This is a genomic window from Rhizobium sp. HT1-10 (genome assembly GCF_049472505.1).
GTDB lineage: Bacteria > Pseudomonadota > Alphaproteobacteria > Rhizobiales > Rhizobiaceae > Rhizobium.
The window spans coordinates 239,582-264,061 of the sequence record NZ_JBCEBQ010000007.1; the positions used below are offsets into that span (position 1 = coordinate 239,582).

The following is a 24,480-nucleotide window of genomic DNA, read 5'->3' on the forward strand; positions in this document are numbered from 1 at the left end:
CCCCAAACGTTGCCGTCGTGGAAGCCCTTCTCATAGTTGGCGCTTAGAGAATCACATTTCCACGAATCTTAGTCAAGAGTCTTTGGCACCGAATTGGGTGAGCGGATTTCTTTTGCCTTGAATAAGGTGAGAGAGAATGGAGATCGGACATATATCGACGCCCTTCGGTGGGCGATCGATGACGCTTGCCATGCTGGCAAACCAGTATGATGCAGACGAGATCGGCGCCGACGCATCGGTCGACAAATGGAAGCTGTTTCGGGCACTGTGCGAAGCAAGGCCAGTGCTGGGGGTCACGGATCGCGCGCTGGCCGTGCTGAACGCGCTTCTGAGCTTTTATCCGGGCAATGTCTTGTCGTCGGAGCACGGCCTGGTCGTGTTTCCTTCCAACGCCCAACTGGCATTGCGCGCCCATGGCATCGCACCAGCGACTTTACGGCGGCACTTGGCATCGCTGGTCGAAGCGAATTTGCTGATACGCAGGGACAGCCCGAACGGCAAGCGCTACGTTCGTCGAAGCGGCAGTGGCGCGGTGGAGCAGGCCTTCGGTTTCAGTATTGCGCCGCTGATTGCGCGCTCCGAAGAGATCCAGGCATTGGCAGCGCAGGTCGTGGCCGATCGGCTTTTCCTGCGCGTGACTCGAGAGAAGCTCACGCTGTGCCGGCGAGACGTGTCGAAACTGATCGAGACTGCCATCGATGAGGGAATTCCTGGTGACTGGATGGGCGTGTACGAGCATTTTCGTGGCTTGGTGATGCAAATCCCACGTTCACCCACGGTCGATGATATCGCCCCAATCCTCGAAGAGATGGCCATGTTGCGGGAAGAAGTGGTCAACCTTTTGGAAATGCGTGTTAAAACACAAAAAGAAAGCGGCAATGAGTCTCAAAACGAGCGGCACATACAGAATTCAAATCCCGAATCTAATTCTGACATTGAACCGGCTTTCGAAAAAAAGCAGGGCGAAAAATCCAATATCACCGGTATGACGGGAAATGTGAGCAGCGGCGAGAAGGCAGTCGAACGGCGGGCAGGGGCAGCAGGGGCTACCGGCACGGCGAAATCGTTGCACGTCGACGGGTTGAAGGCCTTTCCGCTCGGTCTCGTCCTGCGCGCCTGCCCCGAAATCGCGATGTATGGGCCCGGAGGGGCAATCGCCAGCTGGCGAGATATGATGACCGCAGGTGTCGTGGTGCGCTCGATGCTCGGGGTCAGCGCTAGTGCCTACGAGGAAGCATGCGAGATCATGGGCCCGGAAAACGCGGCGACTGTGATGGCCTGCGTGCTTGAAAGATCGGGTCACATAAACTCGGCAGGCGGCTATCTCCGCGATCTGACGCGGCGTGCGGAACGCGGCGAGTTCGCCATCGGTCCTATGCTCATGGCTCTTGCCCGTGCAAACGGCGGTGCAGAACGGAGATCGGCGTGATCGCAGCGGAAAATTGGTCGCAATTAAGCATCAAGTGGATAGCAACTGCCTATATGGCGGAGCGCTCTGTACTTTCCGACGGAGACCACGTATGTAGCGGGTTCATGAAGAGGCCCGCGACGTGCTGGCCGCGGCGATCTGCGCCTCCCGGGTTTTTTTCTGCCGGCGCGAACACCGAATTCCGAAAGACCAGATATGACTGAATTCGAAGGCATAGTTCCTCCGATTGCGCAAGCGTTGACAAAACGCGGTTATGAAGCGCTCACTCCCGTCCAGAAGGCAATGCTTGATCCGAAGCTCGGCGATTCCGATGTCCTCGTGTCGGCGCAGACCGGTTCGGGCAAGACCGTTGCCTTCGGTCTCGCGCTTGCGGCGACGTTGCTTGGCAAGGGCGAGCGCTTCGGCCAGGCTGGGCGGCCGATGGCGTTGGCGATTGCGCCGACCCGCGAACTGGCCCTGCAGGTCCAGCGCGAACTTGAATGGCTGTTCGAGCTGACCGGCGCGACCATCGCATCCTGCGTTGGCGGTATGGATATGCGCACCGAGCGTCGCACGCTCGATCGCGGCGCACATATCGTCATCGGGACCCCTGGCCGTCTTTGCGACCATATCCGTCGTAACTCGCTCGATATTTCCGAATTGCAGGCGGTCGTGCTCGACGAAGCCGACGAAATGCTGGATCTCGGTTTCCGCGAAGATCTGGAATTCATTCTCGAGAACTCTCCGGCAGAGCGCCGTACGCTGATGTTCTCGGCAACCGTTCCCCGGTCGATCGCAACGCTTGCCAAGAGCTATCAGCGGGATGCAGTGCGCATCAGCACAGCTGCAGAAACCAAGCAGCATGTCGATATCGAATATCGCGCTCTTGCCGTCGCCGGCAGCGATCGTGAGAATGCGATCATCAATGTCCTGCGCTTTTACGAAGCACCGAATGCGATCGTCTTCTGCTCGACCCGCGCGGCCGTCAACCACCTGACGGCACGTTTCAACAATCGCGGTTTCTCCGTTGTTGCTCTTTCCGGCGAACTTAGCCAAAGCGAACGGACGCATGCGCTGCAGGCGATGCGCGACGGACGGGCTCGCGTCTGTATCGCGACCGACGTCGCCGCTCGCGGCATCGATTTGCCAGGCCTCGATCTCGTTATCCACGCCGATCTACCGACCAATCCGGAAACGCTGCTGCATCGCAGTGGTCGTACCGGCCGCGCCGGTCGTCAGGGCGTCAGCGCCCTGATTGTGCCGACCAGCGGTCGCCGGCGTGCTGAGCGCCTGCTTGAGGCAGCGCGCATCAACGCGACATGGGCCAAGCCGCCATCGGCCGACGACGTCACGCGCCGCGACGACGAGCGTCTGCTCGCCGATCCGCTGTTCACCGAGGCCGTTCGCGAGGACGAGATCGACTTCGTCAAGCGGCTGCTTGAGCAACATAGCGCCGAGCAAGTGGCCGCAGCTTTCCTGCGCCAGTACCGTTCTGCCCATTCGGCGCCGGAAGATCTTCTTGACGTCGCCGTCCAGGATGACCGCAAGAAGCCGCGCCGCGATGAATTTTCGGCGCCGCGCGACGATCAGCAGCCGGATGTTCGATCCGACTTCACCGACGGCAAGTGGGTATCGCTGTCCGTCGGCCGAAAGCAGAATGCCGAACCGCGCTGGCTCATCCCGATGATCTGCCGCTACGGCGAGCTGACCAAGCGCGACATCGGCGCCATCAGGATGCAGCCGGAAGAGACTTTCGTGGAGTTCTCGGGCGAGGCGGCCGAGCGTTTCCTGGCCGCCATCGGTCCGAACAAGACTTTGGAAAAGGGCATCCGCGTAAAGCTGCTCGACAGTGCACCGGACGCCGGACGACAGGGCCACGATGGACCCAAGCGCAGCTTCGCCGAAAAGAACAACCGCCCGCGTTCCGATGCGAAGCCGGCGGCAAAGTTCGAGCGGCGGTCGGAGGGATCGGCTGCTGCGCCCGGCGAAAAGAAGCCGTGGAGCAAGAAGCCGGATTTTGCGCGGGATGGCGCAAAGCCGGCTGGCGGCAAGCCTAAGTTCAAGGGCGCACCCAAGCCGCGCTGAGCGGCAGACATTGAGCACCTGAGACGGAGAAGGCCAGGCAACCGGCCTTCTTTTTCGTTTCAGCCGACAAGCGAGAGCTGTGGCTTAGAGGGCCTGCAGCTGCTCGGCGGAGGACTTGCCGGAGCGCTTGTCCTGAACGATTTCAAAGCTGACCTTCTGCCCATCCTTCAGCGTGCCAAGACCCGAGCGCTCGACTGCGCTGATATGCACGAATACGTCTGCCCCACCATTGTCAGGCTCGATGAAGCCAAAACCCTTGGTGCTGTTGAACCATTTGACGGTACCTGAAGCCATTTCGGTATTTCCTTTAGTCGTGTTGATTTAACCGTGCGGAACACGGCGTGGTGACCGATATCGAGGCGCAATGTCGATAATTAGACGCGCCTCAATAGACCAGATGGAAAACTAGGGCGTCATGTTACGTCGGCAAGATCGCCTGGCGACGGATGATTTGCATCAGATTGACGACACAACCCGGATGTAGCGGGGGCGGACAGCGCTCGGCGCATATGAGACGTCAAAGAAATATGGTTAACGAGCCATGGCGGAAATTAATGCCCAATTGAGTTCTGCTCTGGCCAATGATGATTTAAAATCAATTCCCTGATCAGCTATGAAGCTCTCGGAGCAGGCGCTTCCGATGCAGTCTCGTCATCGCGATGACGCTGCCACTTTCCCACGAGCAGAGTACGGGCTTCCTATTTCACGGTCACCAGACTGAGTGCGGCGTGAATCTGGGCGACGACAGCGGCACCTTCACCGACGGCTGCCGCGACACGTTTTGTTGAACCGGCTCGCACGTCGCCAATAGCAAAGACGTTCGGCAGGCTGGTCTCGAGGGGGAGGGGGATGCGGGTGATATGGCCACCGTTATCATATGGTCGGCCGGTGACGATGAAGCCCTTGGTATCGGTGTGGACGCGATCTGCCAGCCAGCTGGCGTTTGGGTCGGCGCCGATGAACAGGAAGAGGTGGTGTAGCGGCAGCTGCCTTTCGCTCTCATCGCGTCGGCTGCGCAAGGTCGCCGATGTAAGTCCGGTTGTGGCGTCGCCGTCGATTCCCACGACTTCGCTGTCCATGTGAAGCTCTACATTGGGCAACGCCGCTATTCGATCGATCAGGTATTGCGACATGGTTTCCGTCAGCGCGCGTCGGACAACCAGATGCAGCGTCTTGACGTGCGGCGCGAGATAGGCAACGGCTTGCCCCGCCGAGTTGCCGCCACCCACCAGGGCAATCTCTTCGCCGGCGCAGAGCTTCGCCTCGATCGGCGACGCCCAATAAGAAACGCCGTTGCCTTCGAATTCCTCGATGCGCGCCACGTCCGGTCGCCGATAGCGGGCGCCCGATGCAACCACGACGCAGCGCGCCTCTACCGTCCTGTCGCCGGCAAGGTCGAGACCAAGGGGGGCCCGCTCGTCGGCGGGTGTGATCAGCCCTTGGACCTCGACCGGCAGCACCATTTCCGCCCCGAACTTCAGCGCTTGATTATAGGCGCGGCCCGCGAGCGCCTGGCCGGAGATTCCGGTCGGAAATCCGAGGTAGTTTTCGATGCGCGACGAAGCGCCTGCTTGGCCTCCCACGGACCGTTCGTCGATGACGATGACTTCGAGCCCTTCGGACGCCGCATAGACGGCGGTCGCCAATCCCGCGGGTCCGGCGCCGACGACGGCGACATCATAGACCTTGCCGGGCTTGAGCTCCGGCGTCATTCCGAGGCAAGCAGCGGCCTCCGCATCGGTCGGCCGCTTCAGCACCGTGCCATTGGGGCAGACCATGAGCGGCAGTTCCGAGGCCAGAATGCCGAGACGTTCGACCAACGCCCGGCCTTCACCTTCGCTGGCGGCATCGAGCACGACATAGGGAAAAGCATTGCGGGCGAGAAACCCCTGCAGCCGCGAGAGTGCGGCGTTCCCCGCGGTCCCGACGAGCACGGAACCCGCCCCCACGTCGATCAGCCCGACGCGGCGCAGGATAAACGACCGCATGATGATCTCACCGACGTCGGCCGATCCGATGACCAGCGCCCGCAGATGGGCGGCGTCGAAAGCGACGGCCGTACATCCAGTGCTTCCCGCGCGAGCGCCGGCAAGTGTCGGCCGGCCCGATAGCTGGTTGACCTCGCCCGAAAGTTGGCCGACACCGTGGGTGGTAATCGGAGCCTCGTGGGAGAGGCCCTCGTGACGGAAGACGTCCATTGATCCTTCCAGCACAAGCCAGGCGGGTGCGGCGTGGTCACCGACCTTATAGATGAGATCGCCAGGCTCGAAGCGTTGAGGCTCGCCGCTGGCAAAGCGTTTGGCCGTCTCCATCTGGTGTGGATTGAGCACCGGAAACATCTGGTGCTGTCGCGCGCTGAGATCCGTCATCAATAATCCCCCGTTTGGCTTCCTTTCTATCATGACCGATCTTCGAGCTGCCGTCAGCAGCGTTTGGCATTCGTCTGCGTCGCCGACCCGGCGGCTCTTCGTCCTTCCTGCGCGCCTTTGATCAACGTCTGCTTGCTTGACGAATCCTGCAGAGGGATTAGGGATCACACGCGACCTTGATGCGGTTCAACGAGCGCCAAGGTGGCTCGTTTCAGTACGGTGAATGCGATGTCCAGTGTTGAGAATGCGGTAAGTGCAACGGCAGAAGGTCGCCGGCTGCAGGAGATCAAGTCGGGTGTCGCCTGGCGGCGCTGGGGACCATATGTCTCTGAGCGCCAATGGGGCACGGTGCGTGAAGACTACAGCGCCGACGGCGATGCCTGGAACTTCTTTCCCTTCGATCACGCCCGAAGCCGTACCTATCGCTGGGGCGAGGATGGGCTTGCCGGGTTCTGCGACGAGAGCATGCGCTGGTGCCTCGGTCTGGCGCTCTGGAATGAAAAGGACCCGTTTCTCAAGGAGCGTCTGTTCGGCCTTGCCAATGGCGAGGGAAATCACGGCGAGGACGTCAAGGAAGTCTATCATTACGTCGATGCCACACCGACGCATTCCTACCAGAAGATGATCTACCGCTATCCGCAGGCGGCCTTTCCCTATGCGCAGCTGCGCACGGAAAACGCGTCCCGCACCCGGATGGAACCGGAATATGAAATCGGCGACACCGGGATATTTGCGGACCATCGCTACTTCGATGTCAGCATCGAATATGCCAAGGCCGGTCCGAACGACATCCTGATGCTGATTACCGTCGAGAATGCCGCCGAGGAGGCGGCCCGCCTTCATGTTCTGCCTCAACTCTGGGCGCGCAACACCTGGGCCTGGTCCGATGAGCCGGAGCATCCGCTTCTGGCCGCACAGGCAAATGGCGACGTACTAGCAACCCGGCCGGCCAAGAAGACCTGGCGTCTCAGCGCCGAGGATCCGGCGGAATTGCTGTTCTGCGAGAATAATACCAACCAGCCGCTGCTGTTCTCCGTCGCCGCCGACGGGCCCTTCAAGGACGGAATCAACGACTTCGTCGTGTCGGGAACGGAAGCCGCCATCGACCGAAAGGGCGGCACCAAGGTTGCGGCCAGACGAATTTTCGACGTGCCCGCCAAAGGCCGGGTATCGATGCGGCTTCGCTGGCGCGAGGACGGTGCGGCGCCGGACCCCTTCGCGGATTTCGACGCCACCATGGCGCTGCGCCGGCAGGAGGCCGATGCCTTCTATGCGGCCGTTCAGAGGGACATTGGCTCGGATGCGGCACGCGCCGTGCATCGCCAAGCCATTGCCGGACTGCTGTGGTCGAAGCAGTTCTACTTCCTGGACATTCCGCGCTGGCTCGACGGCGACCCGAATTTGCCGCCGCCTCCCTCCGGACGGGAGAAAGCGCGCAACGCCGATTGGCGCCATCTCAACAACGCAGATGTCGTCCTGATGCCTGACGCCTGGGAGTATCCCTGGTATGCCGCCTGGGACCTTGCCTTTCATTGCGTGCCGATGGCGCTGATCGACGCGGACTTCGCCAAGCAGCAACTGCTGCTCCTGACGCGCGACTGGTACATGCACCCTTCAGGCCAGCTGCCGGGCTATGAATGGAATTTCTCCGACGTCAATCCGCCTGTTCAGGCCTGGGCGGCGCTGCAGGTCTACGAGATCGACCGACGAATGACGGGGGTCGATGACGTATCCTTCCTGGAGCGCATCATGCACAAGCTGATGCTGAATTTCTCCTGGTGGGTAAACCGCAAGGATTCCGACGGGCGCAATCTCTTCCAGGGCGGCTTTCTCGGTCTCGACAATATCAGCCCTTTCAACCGTTCCGAGGCACTGCCGGACAACATGGTCCTGGATCAGGCGGACGGAACCGCCTGGATGGCGATGTATGCCCTCAACCTGATGAAGATCGCCATCGAACTGGCCTTGAGCGATCCCGTCTACGAGGACATGGCGAGCAAATATTTCGAGCATTTCCTGCTCATCGCCGGCGCGGTCGCCGATATCGGCGAAACGGGCGATGGGCTGTGGAACGAGGAGGACGGCTTCTTCTACGACATGCTTCGTCACAGGAACGGGTCGTCGGTGCCGATCCGCATCCAGTCGCTTGTCGGGCTTATTCCGATCTTTGCTGTCGAAGTGCTCGACAACGACATCTTCCAAAAGCTGCCGTCCTTTGCTGGACGATCGCGCTGGCTGCTGCAAAACCGCCCGAAGCTTGCCGCGCTGGTCTCGCGATGGACCGAACATGGGCAAGGCGAAAGTCATCTGCTGTCGCTGCTACGCGGCCACCGGCTGAAGGGGCTGCTCCGGCATATGCTCGACGAGAAGGAATTCCTCTCCGAGTTCGGTATTCGGTCGCTGTCGAAGATCTACCAGTCCAACCCCTACCGGTTCCAGGCGGAAGGGATCTCCATCGACGTTCCCTACACCCCGGGGGAGGCCGAGAGCGGATTGTTCGGAGGCAACTCGAACTGGCGCGGTCCCGTCTGGATGCCCGTCAATTTCCTGCTGATCAACGCCCTTCGCAAATTCCACGCCTATTTCGGCGAAGATTTCGTGGTCGAATGCCCGACAGGTTCCGGCACATTCCTCAGTCTCGATGCCGTCGCGGACGAACTCACCGCCCGCCTCAGCCGCCTGTTCCTGCGCGATCCGCTATCGGGGGAGACTTCGGACGATCAATCGGCGGCCAGCAATTCCATCGCGGGCTACCTGTTGTTCTACGAATATTTCCACGGGGACACGGGCAAGGGCCTCGGTGCCTCCCATCAAACCGGGTGGACGGCCCTCGTTGCAAACCTGATCGACGAGGTGGGACGTTAGCGGGTGGGAAAAGGTCCGCAGGACTTGCCAAGTACAGATTGCCACGCATCTGCCCCTCAGCAAGACGATCTCGCGCGTCCCAACATTAATGACGCCAAAGTTAGCCCGTAAAAATTGTAGAAATATCGGCAATTAGCTTTGTCTCGTTTTTATTGTCCTTTCAACGGCTTCCTGCTTTTCGAACCGGAAATTGCGGCGAAGTTGGGTGTATCCTCATCCTTCATTAACGATGCTTGTTAGTGAAACAACACGTGTTTTAATGGGCTTTTAACCATTTAATTGCATGATCCACATCATGAAGTCCGATTGGCAGGTAGCAACTCCATGCCACGGTACAAATTGTGGAGCCGAACATGATGAAGAGCTTGATTGGAGCCGTTGCCTTAGCCTTGGCCGCGACTTCGGCATTTTCAGCCGATCTTTACCAGCCAGAACAGGCGCCGCCGCCGGAGGTTGCCGTGTCGCAGGCCAGCGGCTGGTATCTGCGTGGCGATGTCGGCTACGCTTTCACCAAGCTGCGTGGAGCCAACTACTTCCAGGGCTCCAACAGCAACATGGCAGATTTCGATTCCGCCAAGCTCGATGACAGCTTCACGCTCGGCGGCGGTGTCGGTTACCAGATCAACGATTATCTGCGCACAGACGCGACGGTCGATTATCTCTTCAAGTCGGATTTCAAGGGCTCCACCAAAGGTGAGTGCGGCGCTTGCGGACCGGACTTCACTGCGGTCGCCGCCACCTCACGCGACAGTTCGTCTCTGACCGCTGTAAGCCTGCTCGCCAACGCCTATGTCGACATCGGCCATTACGGCGCCTTCACGCCTTACGTCGGCGGCGGCCTCGGCGGCACCTACATCAAGTGGGACAAGCTGCACAACACCTCCTGCTCCGACGCGGATTCTTCCTCCTGCGACGAAACCGTTACCCACAATGGTCGTGGCAGCTGGCGCTTCACCTATGCGCTGATGGCCGGCACCGCGATCGACCTGACCTGCAACCTTAAGGCCGACGTCGGCTACCGCTTCCGCCACATCGAAGGCGGCGACATGTTCGGTTACGCCGAAAATGGCGGCCCCGGCTACGACAAGGGCCTCAACCTGCACGAAGCCCGCGTCGGCGCCCGCTACAACTTCGGTGGCTGCGAGACTGCAAGCTACATGCCGCCGGCCGATATTCCGGTCGCCCCGGCCGTCTACAAGTAAGCATCCTGCTTCCCAACTTGAAAAGCCGCCCGGTTCGCCGGGCGGCTTTTTCTTTGTCGGCGTCCTTCGCAATCAGAGAGACAAATCCGCCACAGGTCACCGGCTGAGCGATCATCAACCGTCCGGCGTTTAGGCTTCATTAACCATGAATTCCCTATGGTTAATGAATTCGAACTGTCGCCGGATTCGCGCTCTGCGCTTCTGTCCGGCTGGAATGCGGGCCGTCTGGCCACGTGGGGAAGGGCTTGCAATGATCCGGTTTGACGCTTTCGCGGCGGCCATGCTTCTGACAGCAGCGGCCGCTGGCACCGCCGGCACTGCTTTTGCCGGTGATCTCCCGCCCGAAATCAATGTGGGCGAAGTCAGCGTCAAGGAAGCACGTGGTTTCTACGGGCGCGCGGACCTCGGCTATGCCATCGACAGCAATCTGCACGGTGCCCGCGCGCGCGCCTACGATGCGACGAGCGGCGACTACGACAGCGAGCGTTTCGATTCGAGCCGCTTTGGCGGCAATGATTTCTCGGGCGGTCTCGGCGTCGGCTACCAGTTCAGTGATCTCATCCGCGCCGATGTCACAGGTGATCTCTTCCGCGGCGATTTCAGCGGCAGGTTCTCGACAGATGCGCCCTGCGCGGGTGGATCAGCGGGAACCGGTTGCTCGGGCAAGACCACCGCTTCCTTCAAGGCCGGCAGCCTGCTTGCCAATGCCTATGTCGATCTCGGAACCGTAGCCGGCTTCACACCGTATATCGGTGCCGGCCTCGGCGCGACGCGGGTAAGCTGGGGCGATGCCAGGACCACGTCCTCCTGCGTCAATAGCGCGCTTGCCTGCGGCAGCGGAGATTCCGCAAGCGCCCGAAGCTCGGGCGAAGCCGACTGGCGTCTGACCTATGCGCTGATGGCGGGCGTCGCTTATCAGGTCGCACCGAACGTCAAGCTCGACCTCGGCTATCGCTACAGTCATATCGCCGGCGGCGACATGTTCGGTTACTCGGCCGCTGACACCGCTGCCGGTGCGAGCGGCACCATGGGTCGGAATGGCGGCATGGCGCGCCAGGAGATCCGGGTCGGGCTGCGTGTCAGCAGCTGGTAACTGTCGCAACAGGTCGCGGCGACGACAAATATTCCTCTCGCCGCGACACCGCATCTTGACATCAGTCGTGACGCCCTTTACCCACGATGGCGGGACACCCTTCCCCAACGAAGGGCTTTCTATCTGAGAGGATAGCACAATGACTGAGACCGCCAAGCCGGACATCCGTCCGCATAATACCCATTTTTCTTCTGGCCCCTGCTCGAAGCGCCCCGGTTGGTCGCTCGATGCTCTCTCCGACGCGCCGCTTGGCCGTTCGCACCGCGCGAAGGTTGGAAAGACCAAACTCAAGCAGGCCATCGATCTCACCCGCGAAGTTCTCAACGTGCCGGCGGATTATCGCATCGGCATCGTTCCTGCGTCCGACACCGGCGCCGTCGAAATGGCGATGTGGTCGCTGCTCGGCGAGCGCGGCGTCGACATGGTGGCCTGGGAAAGCTTTGGCGCGGGCTGGGTGACCGACGTCGTCAAGCAGCTGAAGCTGAAGGACGCCCGCAAGATGGAAGCGGACTACGGTGAACTGCCTGACCTGTCGAGCATCGATTTCGACCGCGACGTGGTCTTCACCTGGAACGGCACGACCTCAGGCGTCCGCGTCCCGAACGCCGACTTCATTCCTGCCGACCGCAAGGGCCTGACGATCTGCGACGCCACATCGGCTGCCTTCGCCCAGGACCTCGACTTCGCCAAACTCGACGTCACCACCTTCTCCTGGCAGAAGGTGCTGGGCGGGGAGGGGGCCCATGGGGTCATCATCCTGTCGCCCCGCGCTGTCGAACGGCTGACCACCTATGTGCCGGCCTGGCCGTTGCCGAAGATTTTCCGGATGACCTCCGGCGGCAAGCTGATCGAGGGCATCTTCACCGGCGAGACCATCAACACGCCCTCCATGCTTTGCGTCGAGGACTATATCGATGCTCTCCTCTGGGCGAAGTCGCTCGGCGGCCTGAACGCGCTGATCGGCCGCGCCGATGCCAACGCCAAGGTTATCGCCGACTTCATCGCCGCCAACGACTGGATTGCCAACCTAGCGGTGAAGCCGGAAACGGCGTCCAACACCTCCGTCTGCCTGCGCATCGTCGATCCGCAAGTTTCGGCGCTCGATGAGGATGGCCAGGCCGCTTTTGCGAAGGGCCTCGTGGCTTTGCTCGAAAAGGAGGCCGTGGCCTTCGACGTCGGCCATTACCGCGACGCTCCGTCCGGTCTGCGCATCTGGGCCGGTGCGACCATCGAGACCTCGGACATGCAGAAGCTGATGCCATGGCTCAGCTGGGCATTCGAGACGCAGAAGGCGACGCTTGCCAAGGCAGCCGCCTGATCGCGCACACGGCTCCGCCGAAAGGGCGGAGCCTCTGTATCCCCATTTGAATTCATCGCTGAACCCATTCTCAGGAGGCCATCATGGCACCTCGCGTTCTCGTATCCGACGAACTGTCGGAAACCGCCGTCCAGATCTTTCGCGATCGCGGCGTCGAAGTCGATTTCCAGCCGCAGCTCGGCAAGGACAAGGACAAGCTCGCCGAAATCATCGGCAATTATGACGGCCTCGCCATCCGTTCCGCCACCAAGGCGACGGAAAAGCTGATTGCCGCCGCCACCAACCTCAAGGTTATCGGTCGCGCCGGCATCGGCGTCGACAATGTCGATATTCCGGCAGCCTCCCGCCGCGGCATCATCGTCATGAACACCCCGTTCGGCAATTCGATCACCACGGCCGAACACGCCATCGCGCTGATGTTCGCCGTTGCCCGCCAGCTGCCGCAGGCCGATGCCTCGACCCAGGCCGGCAAGTGGGAAAAGTCGAAATTCATGGGCGTCGAGATCACCGGCAAGACGCTTGGCGTCATCGGCGCCGGCAACATCGGCTCGATCGTCATCTCCCGTGCCATCGGCCTGAAGATGCACGTCATCGCCTACGACCCCTTCCTGTCGAAGGAACGGGCCGAGGAAATGGGCGTCACCAAGGTCGAGCTCGAAGAGCTGCTGGCCCAGGCTGATTTCATCACCCTGCACGTGCCGATGACCGACAAGACGCGCGGCATCCTCAACAAGGACGCGCTGGCGAAGACCAAGCCGGGTGTCCGCATCATCAACTGCGCCCGCGGCGGCCTGGTCGATGAGGCAGCCCTTGCCGAAGCCATCAAGTCCGGCCATGTCGCCGGTGCCGCCTTCGACGTGTTCGAGGTCGAGCCCGCCAAGGAGAGCCCGCTTTTCGGCCTGCCGAACGTCGTCTGCACGCCGCATCTGGGTGCAGCCACCACCGAAGCGCAGGAAAACGTCGCACTTCAGGTCGCCGAACAGATGTCGGACTATCTGATGAAGGGGGCTGTTTCCAACGCCATCAATATGCCGTCGATCACGGCGGAGGAAGCGCCGCTGCTGAAGCCGTTTATCCGGCTGGCCGACGTGCTTGGCGCCTTCGTCGGCCAGGTGACCGAGGAACCTATCAAAGAGATCGAGATCCTCTATGACGGCGTCACGGCCGGCATGAACACCAAAGCGCTGACATCGGCGCTGCTGGCTGGCCTGATCCGCAGCCAGGTGTCTGATGTCAACATGGTTTCGGCGCCGATCATGATCAAGGAAAAGGGCATCGTGCTCTCCGAGGTCAAGCGCGACAAGACCGGCGTCTACGATGGCTACATCAAGCTGACCGTCAAGACCGGCAGCATGACGCGCTCTGTGGCCGGCACGGTGTTCTCCGACGGCAAGCCGCGTTTCATCCAGATCAAGAACATCAACCTCGACGCCGATGTCGGCCAGCACATGGTTTACATCACCAACACCGACGTTCCCGGCATGATCGGCTTCATCGGCACGACGCTGGGTGCGGCCAATGTCAATATCGCCAACTTCCAGCTCGGCCGTGACAGCCAGGGCGGCGATGCAATCGCGCTGCTTTATGTCGATGGCGCCATCAGCGATGACGTGCTGGCAAAGCTGACGGCGAACCCCGCCATTCGCCAAGCACGGCCGCTGGTCTTCAACGTCGATTGATTTCCTCCCAGGGAACCAAAGAGAAAGCCGGCGTGAGCAATCGCGCCGGCTTTCTGCATCTGCGGACTGGGGTTTCGATCGTCAGAGAATGCGGCCGACCGACAGATAGATCAGGCGCTTGATCTCCCGCCTGGCGCGGGTCGTCATGTCGAGGATCAGCGCGGTGAAGATGCTGAGAAAGCCGAGCAAGACCATGCCGAGGCTGAGCACAGCCGTCGGCAGGCGCGGCACCAGGCCTGTCGCAAAATAGGTTGCGAGAACCGGCACCATCAACACCGCCGCGACCGCGAAGAAGAACAAGCCGAACAGACCGAAGAACATCAGTGGCCGCTCGTCCTTGATAAGCTTGACGATCATCAGCAAGATGCGGGCACCGTCGCGCACCGTGTTCAGCTTGCTGACAGAGCCCTCTGGCCGCTCGCTGTAGGGCGTCGGAAGTTCGGCACAGGGCATGCGCAGCTCCAGGGCATGCACCGCCAGCTCCGTCTCAGTCTCGAAGCCGCTCGACATTGCCGGAAAGGATTTGACGAAGCGCCGAGACAGCACCTTGTAGCCGGACAGCATGTCTGAAAACTGCGGCCCGAAGATCCAGCGGACGATGCCGGATAGCAGCCGATTGCCGAACTGGTGCCCGGGGCGATAGGCGTTGCTGAGCGTCGAAACGCGCGAGCCGTTGACGAAATCGAGCTCGTCGGTGATCAGCGCATCGATCAGCATCGGGGCGAACAGCGCGGAATAGGTGCCGTCGCCATCGGCAAGGACATAGATGTCGGCATCGATATCGGCGAACATGCGCCTGATAACGTTGCCCTTGCCCTGCCGCCGTTCCATCCGAACGATGGCGCCCGCAGCCCTTGCTATGGCGCCGGTGCCGTCGGTGGAATTGTTGTCGTAGACGTAGATCGCGGCGCCCGGCAAGGACATCTGGAAATCGGCGACCACCTGGGCGATCGTCACCGCTTCGTTGTAGCAGGGCAGGAGCACGGCGATCCGCTTCTTGCCGAAGGCGGCAGCGGAGGGTCTGAATTCTGCGACTTCCGGCATAGGGCGGCTCCCGATCGCGGCTTCTCCACGCCGGTAAAGCTGCCGGCGGTCATGCACGCAGTTCTAGGAGCAATGGTTTTAACATTTGGTGCGCGTCGATCGTCCCAGGGCGGGGAATCAGCGGCCCGGGAGAAGCGGCATCGTGTGTTGGTAAAGAAAGGCTGAAAGAGACAGCTCTGCCCGCATTTTTCGCGCCGCGCTCTTTTCCATGCTGCATCGCACACTATCTCGACGGCATGAAGGAATTCCTGAGTGACCTCGACGACCGACTGAACTGGCTGCCACCTTGGTTCGTCGGCTTTGTGCTGATCGTCGGTGCCATCATTGTCGGCCTCGTCGCGCATCGGCTGCTGTTCAACATGCTGACGCGGCTGGTGTCCTCCTGGGACCTGTTCTGGCGGTCGCTGATTTCCCGCACCGAGCGGCCGGCACGCTTTGCAATTGTCGTCGCCGCATTGTCCTTCGCCGTGTCGGTAGCGCCGCTGACGGATGTGCAGTCCTCGCTGTTGCGGCATTTCCTGCTGATCGCCTTCATTGCCCTGATTGCCTGGATGACCAAGTCGGCAGTGCATATCTGGATGATCGTCTATCTTCGGCGCTTCAAGCTCGATGCCGAAGACAACCTGCTTGCCCGCAAGCACGTGACACAATCGAAGATCATGCAGAGGATCGCCGATCTCCTGATCGTCATACTGGCGATCGCTGCGGCGCTGATGACCTTCGAGCCGGTCCGGCAATATGGCGTCAGCCTGCTTGCATCCGCCGGCGTTGCCGGTATCGTGCTCGGTCTGGCACTCCAGCCCGTGTTGAAGAACCTCTTTGCCGGGATCCAGCTTGCCATCACCCAGCCCATCCGCATCGACGATGCGTTGCTGGTCGAGGGAGAGTGGGGCAATGTCGAGGAGATCACCTCGACCTATGTGGTGGTGAAGCTTTGGGACTGGCGGCGGATGATCCTGCCGCTCAGTTACTTCATCGAGAAGCCGTTCCAGAACTGGACGCGGGAAAGCTCGTCGCTGATCGGCACGGTGATGATCTATCTCGACTACAGCGTTCCGGTCTCGGCGCTTCGCAGTGAGGTTGAAGCCATTGCTGCGGCATCAGCGCTCTGGGACCGGCGGGTCGTCAATGTTGCCGTCACCGACTTCCGCGAGACGGTGCTCGAGATCCGCATCCTGGTCTCAGCCTCGAGCGCCGGTCGTACCTTCGACCTTAGATGTGAGATGCGCGAGAAGCTGATCGACTTCGTCCAGCGCGAATATCCAAAGGCACTGCCGCAGCTTCGAATGGATTTGCGCGACCTGCCTGGAAATGTAGGCCATGCTTCGCCAGCCTGAGCCTATCGCGCGGGTCCTGCTGCCCAAGTTGTTCGAAATCGCTCCGAGTAGCCGCATATCAACGAAAGTGGTCGCCCAAGCACAGTCTTCGTTTATTATCATGCGCAACGCAGCTTGGCGGATCATTGAAACCGGTGCCGAAACCTAATCAGCGCACCAGGACTTCATAAACTTCGAGAGGTCATGGAGGATTGAACGCCCGCCTCGAATCCGTCGCCTTTACGGCGTCGATCTCCATCCCTGTCATTCGTTATCGGTGGTCTCTCTCATGACGGCAGTTCTGCGCAGGCTCGCGTCCAGCGCTCTCTTGCACTTCCTCCTCGCCTTCCTGGCTATGGGCGGTTGGGCATTTTATGCGAACCGGAAGTATCCGATGCCGCAGCCGTTGGTATCGGGGCTGGTCCAGGGAATGCTGTCGGCGCTGCTGATCCTGTTTTTGAAGGTGACGATCGACTTCCTGGCCAGACGGCTAACTGCAGCGGCGGCTTTTTGGGCGCCGCCCCTCATCGCCTGCCTGGCCTCTGCCGCCATCCTCGTCGTCCTTCACACGCTGGGCGGTACGCCGAAAATCGCCAAGACGATCGCCATTCCGCTCGTGGTCTCGACCAGCTACGCCATGGCCTACAACTATTCGATCTACCGTCGAAGCAGAGCCAATCCATGAGTGGCATGGCGTTCCGCCTCGCTCGCAAGGGGCGGCTCTTGCGTCCAGGGCCAATCCTTTCTATATCCTCCAGCTGAAAGCGCAGGTTTCCGGAGCCGTCAACGGTCCGGCAAGCACCTTGTCCGCCGTGCATCGCGGGGATTGCGCGGCATGACACCTTGACGAGCGCGACAAAGGAACGGCGGAAACACCGTGAATACACTCGATTTTGACAAGCGGCCGGAAGATACCCGCGTCGTCGTCGCCATGTCCGGCGGCGTCGACAGCTCCGTCGTCGCCGGCATCCTAAAGCGCCAGGGTTATGACGTGCTCGGCATCACGCTGCAGCTTTACGATCACGGTGCCGCCGTCCACCGCGCCGGTTCCTGTTGCGCCGGCCAGGATATAGACGATGCGCGTCGCGTCTGCGAGACGATCGGCATTCCCCACTACGTGCTCGACTACGAGAAGCGCTTCCGCGACACGGTCATCAATCCCTTCATGGAAAGCTACGTTGCTGGCGAGACGCCGATCCCCTGCGTTTCCTGCAACCAGACCGTAAAGTTCGCCGATCTGCTGGCGACAGCCAAGGAACTCGGCGCCGACGCGCTGGCGACGGGCCATTACATCCGCTCGCGCCCGAACCCGTCGGCGGAACATCCAGGGCGGCGGGCGCTCTATCGCCCGGCCGACGCCGATCGCGACCAGAGCTACTTCCTCTTCGCCACCACCCAGGAGCAGATCGACTACCTCCGATTTCCGCTGGGCGGCTTGCCGAAGGCGGAAACCCGGGCGCTTGCCGAGGAAATGGGGCTGGTCGTCGCCAAGAAGGCGGATAGCCAGGACATCTGCTTCGTACCCCAGGGCAAATATTCCGACATCATCAACAAGTTGAAGCCGAATGCGGCGCTGGCCGGCGAGATCGTCCATCTCGATGGACGCGTGCTAGGTACCCATGACGGCATCCTGCACTACACCATCGGGCAACGCCGCGGCATCGGCGTCGCCACAGGCGAAGCGCTCTATGTCGTCTTTCTCGATGCCCGTTCCCGTCGCGTCATTGTCGGCCCCAAGGAGGCGTTGGAAACTCACCGGGTGCATCTGCGCGATGTCAACTGGCTGGGCGACGAGGCGCTGGAGATCGCGGCCTCGGGAGAGGGGTTCGCCTGCTATGCCAAGGTCCGCTCCACCCGCCAGCCGACGCCTGCGGTCCTCCATGCCGATGCCGGCGGCGTCTACGTCGATCTGACCGTCGGCGAGGCCGGCGTCGCTCCTGGCCAGGCCTGTGCCCTCTACTCGGCGCCCGGCGACAACGCCCGGGTCTACGGCGGTGGCTTCATCGAACGCTCGGAACGGGAGCCTTCAGCGGAGGCATCCCTGGCCGCGCTTCTGCGCCCAGCCGTCGCCGCTTGAGACAGAGGCGTCCCACACTCTTGCGAGCGATCGCGCGCGTCGATTTTTGTCGATCGCGTGCTTGACACTGAGGTGAAGGCGGTTTTATAAGCCGCTCACCAATAAGACCTTTCGCCTCTGTTCTCGAGCGCGGCACAGGTCTTGCGGCGGGGTAGCTCAGGTGGTTAGAGCAGCGGAATCATAATCCGCGTGTCGGGGGTTCGAGTCCCTCTCCCGCTACCATTTGTCTCATTGTTGATACCGAAGACATAGGTAACTTGGTGTCCCTACGATATGGGTGACAACGTCGTGCCGAATGGGCTGTCAATGGTTTGCAAAGTCCTCTGCTTCAAGTCGATATATCCCAGACCATAATGCAGGAAGCTGACGAGCCCAATGCCGTCAGCAACTTTTCTAGTCCCGGGCGCTGGTCTGCCATGGTGGTTGAGCTGCTGATCTCTGCGGTGCATGCAGATACGGCCGCAGTTGGAGACCAGAACATCCCAGTGGGATGGGGCATTCGATGTCCCGCACACCTTTCCCGAAATCGCTACCGAGGCAAAAATATGGAAGGCCCGGCGAGAGCCCTCAAGGTCTAGCTGCCGGCATCTTCGTCCAGCGCAATGTGGACGCGAACCGGTTGATCGGGCGTTCGAGCAGCATATAGCTGAGCTGCGCGACGACCAGCGCCAGGCTCACGGCGACGAGGGTCGTGAGGATGCCCATCGGCAGAAACTTGAAGATCGCCGCCAGTACGATGCCATGGGTAAGGTAGAGAGAATAGGAGGCATCGCCGAGCCTCTCGAGCGGCGCCAACCAGCGTCGAGGCCAGCGGCCAGCCTCTTCCAGTGACAGGCAGCTTGCCAGCAGCGCGCAGGCCGGCAGTCCCCAGATCACGACTCGGTAGGGGGTGGGATCGACTGTTACGAAGGCGCTTGCAGCCAGAAGCAGGATGCTGAGGACGAACAGCGGCAATGCCGCACCAGGGCGAAGGACGTGCCTGAAGCGCGCGACGCCAAGACCGAGAACGAATTCCAGCAGCATCGGTGTCGTCCATTGGATTATCGGCGCCGCCTGCCAGTCGTGGAAGCCGAGGGCGACGAGAATGCAGAGCAGCAGCGAGGCTACGGCCAGCGGACGCGGCGTCAGAAGCGCCACGGCGAAGACCGCGTAGAACAGCATTTCCAGATTGAGCGTCCATCCCGGCACGAAGAGCGGCCATATGTGCCCGTCGGCATCGGCATAGGGGACGAAGAGGAAGGATAGCGTCAGGCGGTAGAGATCGAAGGAGAAGTTTGCCAGGAGGCCGATGAGCGATGCCAGGCACATCGCCAACGTCATCAGCCAGTAGAGGGGCGCGATCCTGATGAGGCGCCTGGTCAGGAACACCCGAGGCGTCTCCCTTGTCCCGACCGTCCCCATGATGAAGCCGGAGATCAGGAAGAAGATATCGACCCCGCTGCCGCCAGCAATAAAGCCGCCGTCGCTCAAGTGATAGAAAAGGACCAGAAGTGCGGCAATCGCCCTCAGGGTTTGTACGGAACGCAGTTTTTTCAAGCGAATGCCAGAAGCCAGGGTGAATATGCGCGATAGCGGCCAACCCGCCAGTCAGTCCCTCAACCCAGCAAGGCAAAATGCCAACAGAACCGATCACTTGTTCCAAGTCAGCAAATTTAGATTTCTGGGAAAATGGTGGGCGATGACGGACTCGAACCGCCGACATCCTCGGTGTAAACGAGGCGCTCTACCAACTGAGCTAATCGCCCGTCGCCAATACCGGGATGACCCGGGTCGCGTTCGGTGCCGCTTTCTAGTCTTTGCGAAAAAAAACCGCAAGAGCGATTGTGCATTATTCTTGTTTTTTTGGGCAGCCGGAAATGCCGGATTGAGCGCCGCCAGCCAAGCTCGCGCCGGTGCGGACCGACTGGCCATACCTGTTGAGATCCATCCCTGCTGAGTGAGTATAGTGTCTCCGGACAGCAGGTAAATCAACACCGCCTGCGCTATACAGCGCAGGCGGCGACAGGTCCGGTGTTGGCTATGGTTTGGCTAGCGAAAGAGATCCTGCACCAGCATCGAGGTTTCCGGCACCAGCGTCACGATCATCAGCGTCACCCAGAGGGCCAGCATGAATGGCCAGATCGAGCGGACCACCTTGCTGACCGGCACCTCGCCGATGGCGCAGCCGAGATAGAAGGCGGCGCCGACGGGCGGGGTGTTGAGGCCGATCGTCGAGTTCAGCAGCACGATGATGCCGAACTGGACGGGGTCCATGCCGTAATGGGTGACGATCGGCAGGAAGATCGGCGTGCAGACCAGGATATGGGCCGCCATGTCGAGGAAGATGCCGAAGATGAACAGCGCGATGTTGACCAGGATGAAGATCACCCAGGGCTGCGTGCTGATATGGCTGAGCGCATCGCCCGCCATGTCGGCAACGCCATAGATGCTCATGAGATAGCCGAACATCGTCGAGATGCCGATCAGCAGCAGCACCACGCCCGTGGTCTTCGTCGCCTTGGCCACCGCCTTCAGGAAGCTTTCGAAGGACAGGGTGCGGTAGACGAAGATCGTCAGCAGCAGGGCATAGAGAACGGCAACTGCGCCGGCTTCCGCAGCGGTAAAGACGCCCGACAGGATGCCGCCGACGATGATGACAATGATGAACAGACCCGGCAGGGCCGCCGCCAGGCTGACCCCGACTTCCGTCCATCCGGGGAAGACGCCCTTCGCATAGCCGCGCGAGCGGGCCACGAAATAGGCGGTCATCAGGTTGGCGATGGTGAGGATAAGGGCAGGGATGGCGCCGGCCATGATCAGCGAGTTCATCGAGACAAGGCCGCCGGCTGCCAGCGAATAGATGATCATGTTGTGGCTGGTCGGCATCAGCGCGCCGACGAGCGAGGAATAGGTGGTGACGTTGACGGCATAGTCGGCGTCGATACCCTCCCGCTTCATCAGCGGGATCAGGGCCGAGCCCATCGCCGAGACATCGGCCACCGGCGAGCCGGAGACGCCGCCGAACATGGTGCAGGCGACGACATTGGTCATGCCGAGGCCACCGCGGACATGGCCGACCATCGCCTTCGAGGCGCGGATGATGCGGTCGGCGATGCCGCCATACATCATCAGTTCGCCGGTGAAGATGAAGAAGGGAATGGTGAGGAAGGAGAAGGTGCCCATGCCCGAGGCCATGCGCTGGAAGACGACGGCGAGCGGCAGCTGCTCGTAGAGCACGGTGGCGATCGACGACAGGCCGATGGCAAAGACCACAGGCATGCCGAGTACCAGCCCGATGACGAAGGTGGCGCAGAGAATGATCAATGCCATGAGGGGATCACCTTGATGTTCAGGACGGCAGCAATGATGCGCTCGACGGCGAAGAGGGCGATGAGCAGGCCACCGGCGGCCAGCGGCACATAGCTCCAGGCCTGCGAGATCGGCAGGCCGGCATTGATGTAGGGCGCCATTTCGACCGCAAGCTCGGCGCCGCTGTAGGCCATCGAAAGGCCGAAGACGATCATGCCGAGATAGACGATGATCTCGCCCGCCAGGCGAAAGGCGGGAGGTGCGAGGTTGAGCAGCGAATCCATGCCGATATGGCGTCCGTCACGCACGCCCACCGCGGCGGCAAAGCAGGTGACGTAAAGGATGACGACGAGCGCGAAGATCTCCGTCCAGGCCGGCGAATCGTTCAGCACATAGCGGCCGAAGATCTGGTAGAGGACGGCGGCGACGATGAGCAGCGTGCCGAGCACCGCGAACTTGAGGCAGATGCGCGACAGCCAGGCATTGACGGCGAAGAACAGCCCGAGCGGCCCCGTCGTGTTGACGGTGGTGCGGATGTCCTCGGAACGTGCGGGATCGATCGGCGGTGCATGCGGATGCGCAGCCATGTCAGTCTCCTCGGATATTGATCGGCAGGCGAAAGGGACGATGTCCCCTTCATCGGGGTGGTCGGGCCGGCGCACTCACATGCGCCGGCGGAGACGTTACTTGGTCGCCTTGATGGCTGTGATCATGTCCTTGAGCGCCGGGTCTGTGACGAACTGGTCGTAGATCGGCTTCATGGCTGTCTCGAAGGGTGCCTTGTCGATGGTGATGGTCTCGACGCCGGCTGCCTTTACCTTCTCTTGCGATGTGGTTTCCATCGCATCCCAGAGCTGGCGCATATAGGTGACGGACTGCTTGGCAAGCTGGCGGACCTGTGTCTGCTCTGCCGGCGTGAAGCTGTCATAGACGCGCTTTGACATCAGGAGGACATCCGGCGACATCGAGTGTTCGGTCAGCGAGTAGTATTTCGCCAGCTCGTAATGATGGAAATTGTAGTAGCTCGGCCAGTTGTTCTCGGCGCCGTCGATCAGGCCGGTCTTGAGGCCGGTATAGACTTCGCCTGTCGGCATCGGCGTGGCGTTGGCGCCGAGCGCCTTCATCATGGCGACCCAGACATCCGACTGCTGGACGCGGATCTTCATGCCCTTCAGGTCTTCCATCTTGCGAACCGGCTTGGTGGTGTAGAAGGAGCGCGAGCCGGAATCGTAGAAGGCGAGCCCGACGAGGCCGTGGGCATCGCAATCGGCCAGGATCTTGTCGCCGATCGGGCCATCGAGCACGGTGCGCATCTGCGCCTTGTCGTGGAACATGAAGGGCAGGACGGGCACCATCATCGCCGGGCAGATGGTGTTGAGCGTGCCGGCATTGACGCGGATGAAGTCGAGTGCGCCGAGCTTGACCTGCTCGATGGTGTCCTTTTCGCTGCCGAGCTGCGAATTCGGGAAGACCTTGATGGTATATTTGCCATCTGTCGCCTTGCTGAGCGCGTCGCTCATGAACTGGACGGCCTTGACGGTCGGATAGTCCGGCGGCTGTACGTCGGCGGACCGGAACTGCCGGGCGTTTGCAGGCGCGAAGGTGCCGAGTGCCAGCAATCCGGCAAAGGCGGCGGTGACGATTTTACGGTGTGTCATTGTTTCTCTCTCTCCCAAATATGAAACAAGGTGCCGGTCGCTGTTGTCTTTTCCCTGAGAACTCAGCGTCGGATAGGCGTAGAAATCACATGGCTGAAAAGGACGATGCCGACCCGCGGCGCGGCGCCTAGTGGCAGATGCAGTCGGTCCTCCCCGTCCTCCTCAAAAATACCAGGCCGAACCTCCTCGTTCCGAAACCTTCCGTCCGACCGTTCAGGCCGGAAAGCCGTAGAGCGCCTCCGGATTGTCGACGAGGGCGAGCTTCCGGCCGTTGCTGTCGGCAAGCCAGCCGAGCACGGTGTCCGTCAGCGCCGCGTCGTCAGGATATTGGTCCTGCTCCCTGGCAAGGTTATGGGGCCAGTTCGTGCCCCAGACGATCCGCTCTGGCGCGTGGTCTGCGATTGCCCGGGCCACGGCGACAATGTCGGAGAATTCCGGCCCGCCGCTTTTTGACGACTCGTAGCATCCGGCGAATTTGAACCAGCAGCTGCCGCCATCGATCAGGCGCTTCAGCGCGGCGATCTCGGGGCTGTCGGGGGTCACGCCGGAGAAGAACTTGCCGTGGTGATCGAACACCCAGCGCGATTTCAGCTGCGCGAGCCGTGCTTCATGCGTGAGGATGTCACTGCCGTCGAACTGGATTGCCAGCATCCAGCCGCGGGCGCTTGCCCGGGCGTCGACCGCTTCGAGGGCGGCGAGGCCGACCGCGCCACCGGGCAGATCCATGATCCTTGCGCCGACGACACCGGCCGCAGCCAGGGCATCGAGCTCGGCGTCCGTCGTCTCTGCGTCGATCACCGCCACGCCCCGGGCGATGTCACCCATGTCGGCGAGGCAAGCCAGAAGATTGCCATTGTCGCGCTGATGGGAATTGCCTTGGGTGATCACCACTCGGTCGATACCGAGCCACTGCATCAACTGGCGATATTGCGCCGGTGTCGGCAGGTCGCCGGCAGGCAGAGGTGGTCCGCCATCGAGAGCCGGGAAACCCGGCAGATAGGCATGCATCTGGCTGTCGATCGTACCCTTCGGGAGGGTGATGTCCAGGGGGCGGCCGGCAAGGGGACGGACGAGCATG

Annotated in this window: 18 protein-coding genes, 2 tRNA genes and 1 pseudogene; 11 read left to right on the forward strand and 10 right to left on the reverse strand. The window is 61.3% G+C overall.

The genetic code is table 11. The annotated features are described in order from the left end of the window. Window positions 1-136: 136 nt before the first annotated feature. Both repC and VH564_RS18360 read left to right on the forward strand, forming a co-directional pair. The gene (gene repC / locus VH564_RS18355; protein ID WP_423341298.1) at window positions 137-1,429 is read left to right on the forward strand and encodes a plasmid replication protein RepC; all 1,293 of its coding nucleotides are present in this window, start codon (window positions 137-139) and stop codon (window positions 1,427-1,429) included. Between the two features lie 195 nt (window positions 1,430-1,624). Next, window positions 1,625-3,493, forward strand: a complete 1,869-nt coding sequence (locus tag VH564_RS18360; protein ID WP_423341299.1) for a DEAD/DEAH box helicase — start codon at window positions 1,625-1,627, stop codon at window positions 3,491-3,493. 84 nt (window positions 3,494-3,577) lie between these two features. Here the strand turns inward: VH564_RS18360 and VH564_RS18365 are convergent, their stop codons facing one another. After that, window positions 3,578-3,787 carry a cold-shock protein gene (locus VH564_RS18365; RefSeq protein WP_111221169.1) on the reverse strand — a complete coding sequence of 70 codons (210 nt, stop codon included), beginning with the start codon at window positions 3,785-3,787 and terminating at the stop codon, window positions 3,578-3,580. A 404-nt stretch (window positions 3,788-4,191) separates the two neighbouring features. Continuing rightward, a complete protein-coding gene (locus VH564_RS18370) occupies window positions 4,192-5,862 on the reverse strand; it encodes an FAD-dependent oxidoreductase (RefSeq protein ID WP_423341300.1) in 1,671 nt (556 codons plus the stop codon). A gap of 228 nt (window positions 5,863-6,090) precedes the next feature. Here VH564_RS18370 and VH564_RS18375 point away from each other — a divergent pair, with 228 nt between their 5' ends. The 5 genes from VH564_RS18375 (at window position 6,091) to serA (ending at window position 14,019) form a co-directional block, all read left to right on the forward strand. Continuing rightward, the gene (locus VH564_RS18375; RefSeq protein WP_423341301.1) at window positions 6,091-8,727 is read left to right on the forward strand and encodes an MGH1-like glycoside hydrolase domain-containing protein; all 2,637 of its coding nucleotides are present in this window, start codon (window positions 6,091-6,093) and stop codon (window positions 8,725-8,727) included. 353 nt (window positions 8,728-9,080) lie between these two features. Continuing rightward, on the forward strand, window positions 9,081-9,929 hold the full coding sequence (locus VH564_RS18380) for an outer membrane beta-barrel protein (protein WP_423341302.1): 849 nt from the start codon (window positions 9,081-9,083) through the stop codon (window positions 9,927-9,929). Window positions 9,930-10,179: 250 nt separating this feature from the next. Continuing rightward, complete coding sequence (locus tag VH564_RS18385) at window positions 10,180-11,022, forward strand: outer membrane protein (RefSeq protein ID WP_423341303.1); 843 nt, start codon at window positions 10,180-10,182, stop codon at window positions 11,020-11,022. A 139-nt stretch (window positions 11,023-11,161) separates the two neighbouring features. Beyond that, window positions 11,162-12,340, forward strand: a complete 1,179-nt coding sequence (locus VH564_RS18390) for a phosphoserine transaminase (protein ID WP_423341304.1) — start codon at window positions 11,162-11,164, stop codon at window positions 12,338-12,340. 83 nt (window positions 12,341-12,423) lie between these two features. Then, the gene (gene serA / locus VH564_RS18395; RefSeq protein WP_423341305.1) at window positions 12,424-14,019 is read left to right on the forward strand and encodes a phosphoglycerate dehydrogenase; all 1,596 of its coding nucleotides are present in this window, start codon (window positions 12,424-12,426) and stop codon (window positions 14,017-14,019) included. A gap of 81 nt (window positions 14,020-14,100) precedes the next feature. Here serA and VH564_RS18400 read toward each other — a convergent pair whose 3' ends face one another. Then, window positions 14,101-15,063 carry a glycosyltransferase gene (locus VH564_RS18400; RefSeq protein ID WP_423341306.1) on the reverse strand — a complete coding sequence of 321 codons (963 nt, stop codon included), beginning with the start codon at window positions 15,061-15,063 and terminating at the stop codon, window positions 14,101-14,103. Between the two features lie 236 nt (window positions 15,064-15,299). On the opposite strand from VH564_RS18400, the gene VH564_RS18405 reads away from it, so the two are divergent. The 4 genes from VH564_RS18405 to VH564_RS18420 all read left to right on the forward strand — a co-directional run bounded on the left by VH564_RS18405 (window position 15,300) and on the right by VH564_RS18420 (window position 18,678). Next, window positions 15,300-16,400: a mechanosensitive ion channel family protein gene (locus tag VH564_RS18405; RefSeq protein WP_423341307.1), complete on the forward strand. Its 1,101-nt coding sequence runs from the start codon at window positions 15,300-15,302 to the stop codon at window positions 16,398-16,400. 268 nt (window positions 16,401-16,668) lie between these two features. Then, on the forward strand, window positions 16,669-17,064 hold the full coding sequence (locus tag VH564_RS18410; RefSeq protein ID WP_423341308.1) for a hypothetical protein: 396 nt from the start codon (window positions 16,669-16,671) through the stop codon (window positions 17,062-17,064). A 192-nt stretch (window positions 17,065-17,256) separates the two neighbouring features. Continuing rightward, window positions 17,257-18,456: a tRNA 2-thiouridine(34) synthase MnmA gene (gene mnmA / locus VH564_RS18415; RefSeq protein WP_423341309.1), complete on the forward strand. Its 1,200-nt coding sequence runs from the start codon at window positions 17,257-17,259 to the stop codon at window positions 18,454-18,456. Window positions 18,457-18,601: 145 nt separating this feature from the next. After that, a tRNA-Met gene (locus VH564_RS18420) sits at window positions 18,602-18,678 on the forward strand. A 44-nt stretch (window positions 18,679-18,722) separates the two neighbouring features. On the opposite strand, the pseudogene VH564_RS18425 reads toward VH564_RS18420, so the two are convergent. The 7 genes and pseudogenes from VH564_RS18425 to VH564_RS18455 all read right to left on the reverse strand — a co-directional run. Next, a pseudogene (locus tag VH564_RS18425) lies at window positions 18,723-18,938 on the reverse strand (hypothetical protein); the annotation flags it as partial. Window positions 18,939-19,023: 85 nt separating this feature from the next. Next, complete coding sequence (locus tag VH564_RS18430; RefSeq protein ID WP_423341310.1) at window positions 19,024-19,992, reverse strand: acyltransferase family protein; 969 nt, start codon at window positions 19,990-19,992, stop codon at window positions 19,024-19,026. Between the two features lie 133 nt (window positions 19,993-20,125). Next, window positions 20,126-20,201, reverse strand: a tRNA-Val gene (locus VH564_RS18435). Between the two features lie 283 nt (window positions 20,202-20,484). Further along, the gene (locus tag VH564_RS18440; protein WP_423341311.1) at window positions 20,485-21,765 is read right to left on the reverse strand and encodes a TRAP transporter large permease; all 1,281 of its coding nucleotides are present in this window, start codon (window positions 21,763-21,765) and stop codon (window positions 20,485-20,487) included. After that, the gene (locus VH564_RS18445; RefSeq protein WP_423341312.1) at window positions 21,756-22,331 is read right to left on the reverse strand and encodes a TRAP transporter small permease; all 576 of its coding nucleotides are present in this window, start codon (window positions 22,329-22,331) and stop codon (window positions 21,756-21,758) included. The genes VH564_RS18440 and VH564_RS18445 overlap by 10 nt, the downstream gene beginning before the upstream one ends. A 96-nt stretch (window positions 22,332-22,427) precedes the next feature. Then, complete coding sequence (locus VH564_RS18450; protein ID WP_423341313.1) at window positions 22,428-23,402, reverse strand: TRAP transporter substrate-binding protein; 975 nt, start codon at window positions 23,400-23,402, stop codon at window positions 22,428-22,430. 213 nt (window positions 23,403-23,615) lie between these two features. Next, a complete protein-coding gene (locus VH564_RS18455) occupies window positions 23,616-24,479 on the reverse strand; it encodes an amidohydrolase family protein (RefSeq protein WP_423341314.1) in 864 nt (287 codons plus the stop codon). Window position 24,480 lies beyond the last annotated feature (1 nt).

Coding starts and splice junctions, on each gene's coding strand:
- VH564_RS18400 (WP_423341306.1), bottom strand. CDS start 15,063: ATGCCGGAAGTCGCAGAATTCAGACCCTCCGCTGCCGCCTTCGGCAAG.
- VH564_RS18385 (WP_423341303.1), top strand. CDS start 10,180: ATGATCCGGTTTGACGCTTTCGCGGCGGCCATGCTTCTGACAGCAGCG.
- VH564_RS18450 (WP_423341313.1), bottom strand. CDS start 23,402: ATGACACACCGTAAAATCGTCACCGCCGCCTTTGCCGGATTGCTGGCA.
- VH564_RS18380 (WP_423341302.1), top strand. CDS start 9,081: ATGATGAAGAGCTTGATTGGAGCCGTTGCCTTAGCCTTGGCCGCGACT.
- VH564_RS18445 (WP_423341312.1), bottom strand. CDS start 22,331: ATGGCTGCGCATCCGCATGCACCGCCGATCGATCCCGCACGTTCCGAG.
- repC (WP_423341298.1), top strand. CDS start 137: ATGGAGATCGGACATATATCGACGCCCTTCGGTGGGCGATCGATGACG.
- VH564_RS18360 (WP_423341299.1), top strand. CDS start 1,625: ATGACTGAATTCGAAGGCATAGTTCCTCCGATTGCGCAAGCGTTGACA.
- VH564_RS18390 (WP_423341304.1), top strand. CDS start 11,162: ATGACTGAGACCGCCAAGCCGGACATCCGTCCGCATAATACCCATTTT.
- VH564_RS18410 (WP_423341308.1), top strand. CDS start 16,669: ATGACGGCAGTTCTGCGCAGGCTCGCGTCCAGCGCTCTCTTGCACTTC.
- VH564_RS18455 (WP_423341314.1), bottom strand. CDS start 24,479: ATGCTCGTCCGTCCCCTTGCCGGCCGCCCCCTGGACATCACCCTCCCG.
- VH564_RS18365 (WP_111221169.1), bottom strand. CDS start 3,787: ATGGCTTCAGGTACCGTCAAATGGTTCAACAGCACCAAGGGTTTTGGC.
- VH564_RS18375 (WP_423341301.1), top strand. CDS start 6,091: ATGTCCAGTGTTGAGAATGCGGTAAGTGCAACGGCAGAAGGTCGCCGG.
- VH564_RS18405 (WP_423341307.1), top strand. CDS start 15,300: ATGAAGGAATTCCTGAGTGACCTCGACGACCGACTGAACTGGCTGCCA.
- VH564_RS18440 (WP_423341311.1), bottom strand. CDS start 21,765: ATGGCATTGATCATTCTCTGCGCCACCTTCGTCATCGGGCTGGTACTC.
- VH564_RS18370 (WP_423341300.1), bottom strand. CDS start 5,862: ATGACGGATCTCAGCGCGCGACAGCACCAGATGTTTCCGGTGCTCAAT.
- serA (WP_423341305.1), top strand. CDS start 12,424: ATGGCACCTCGCGTTCTCGTATCCGACGAACTGTCGGAAACCGCCGTC.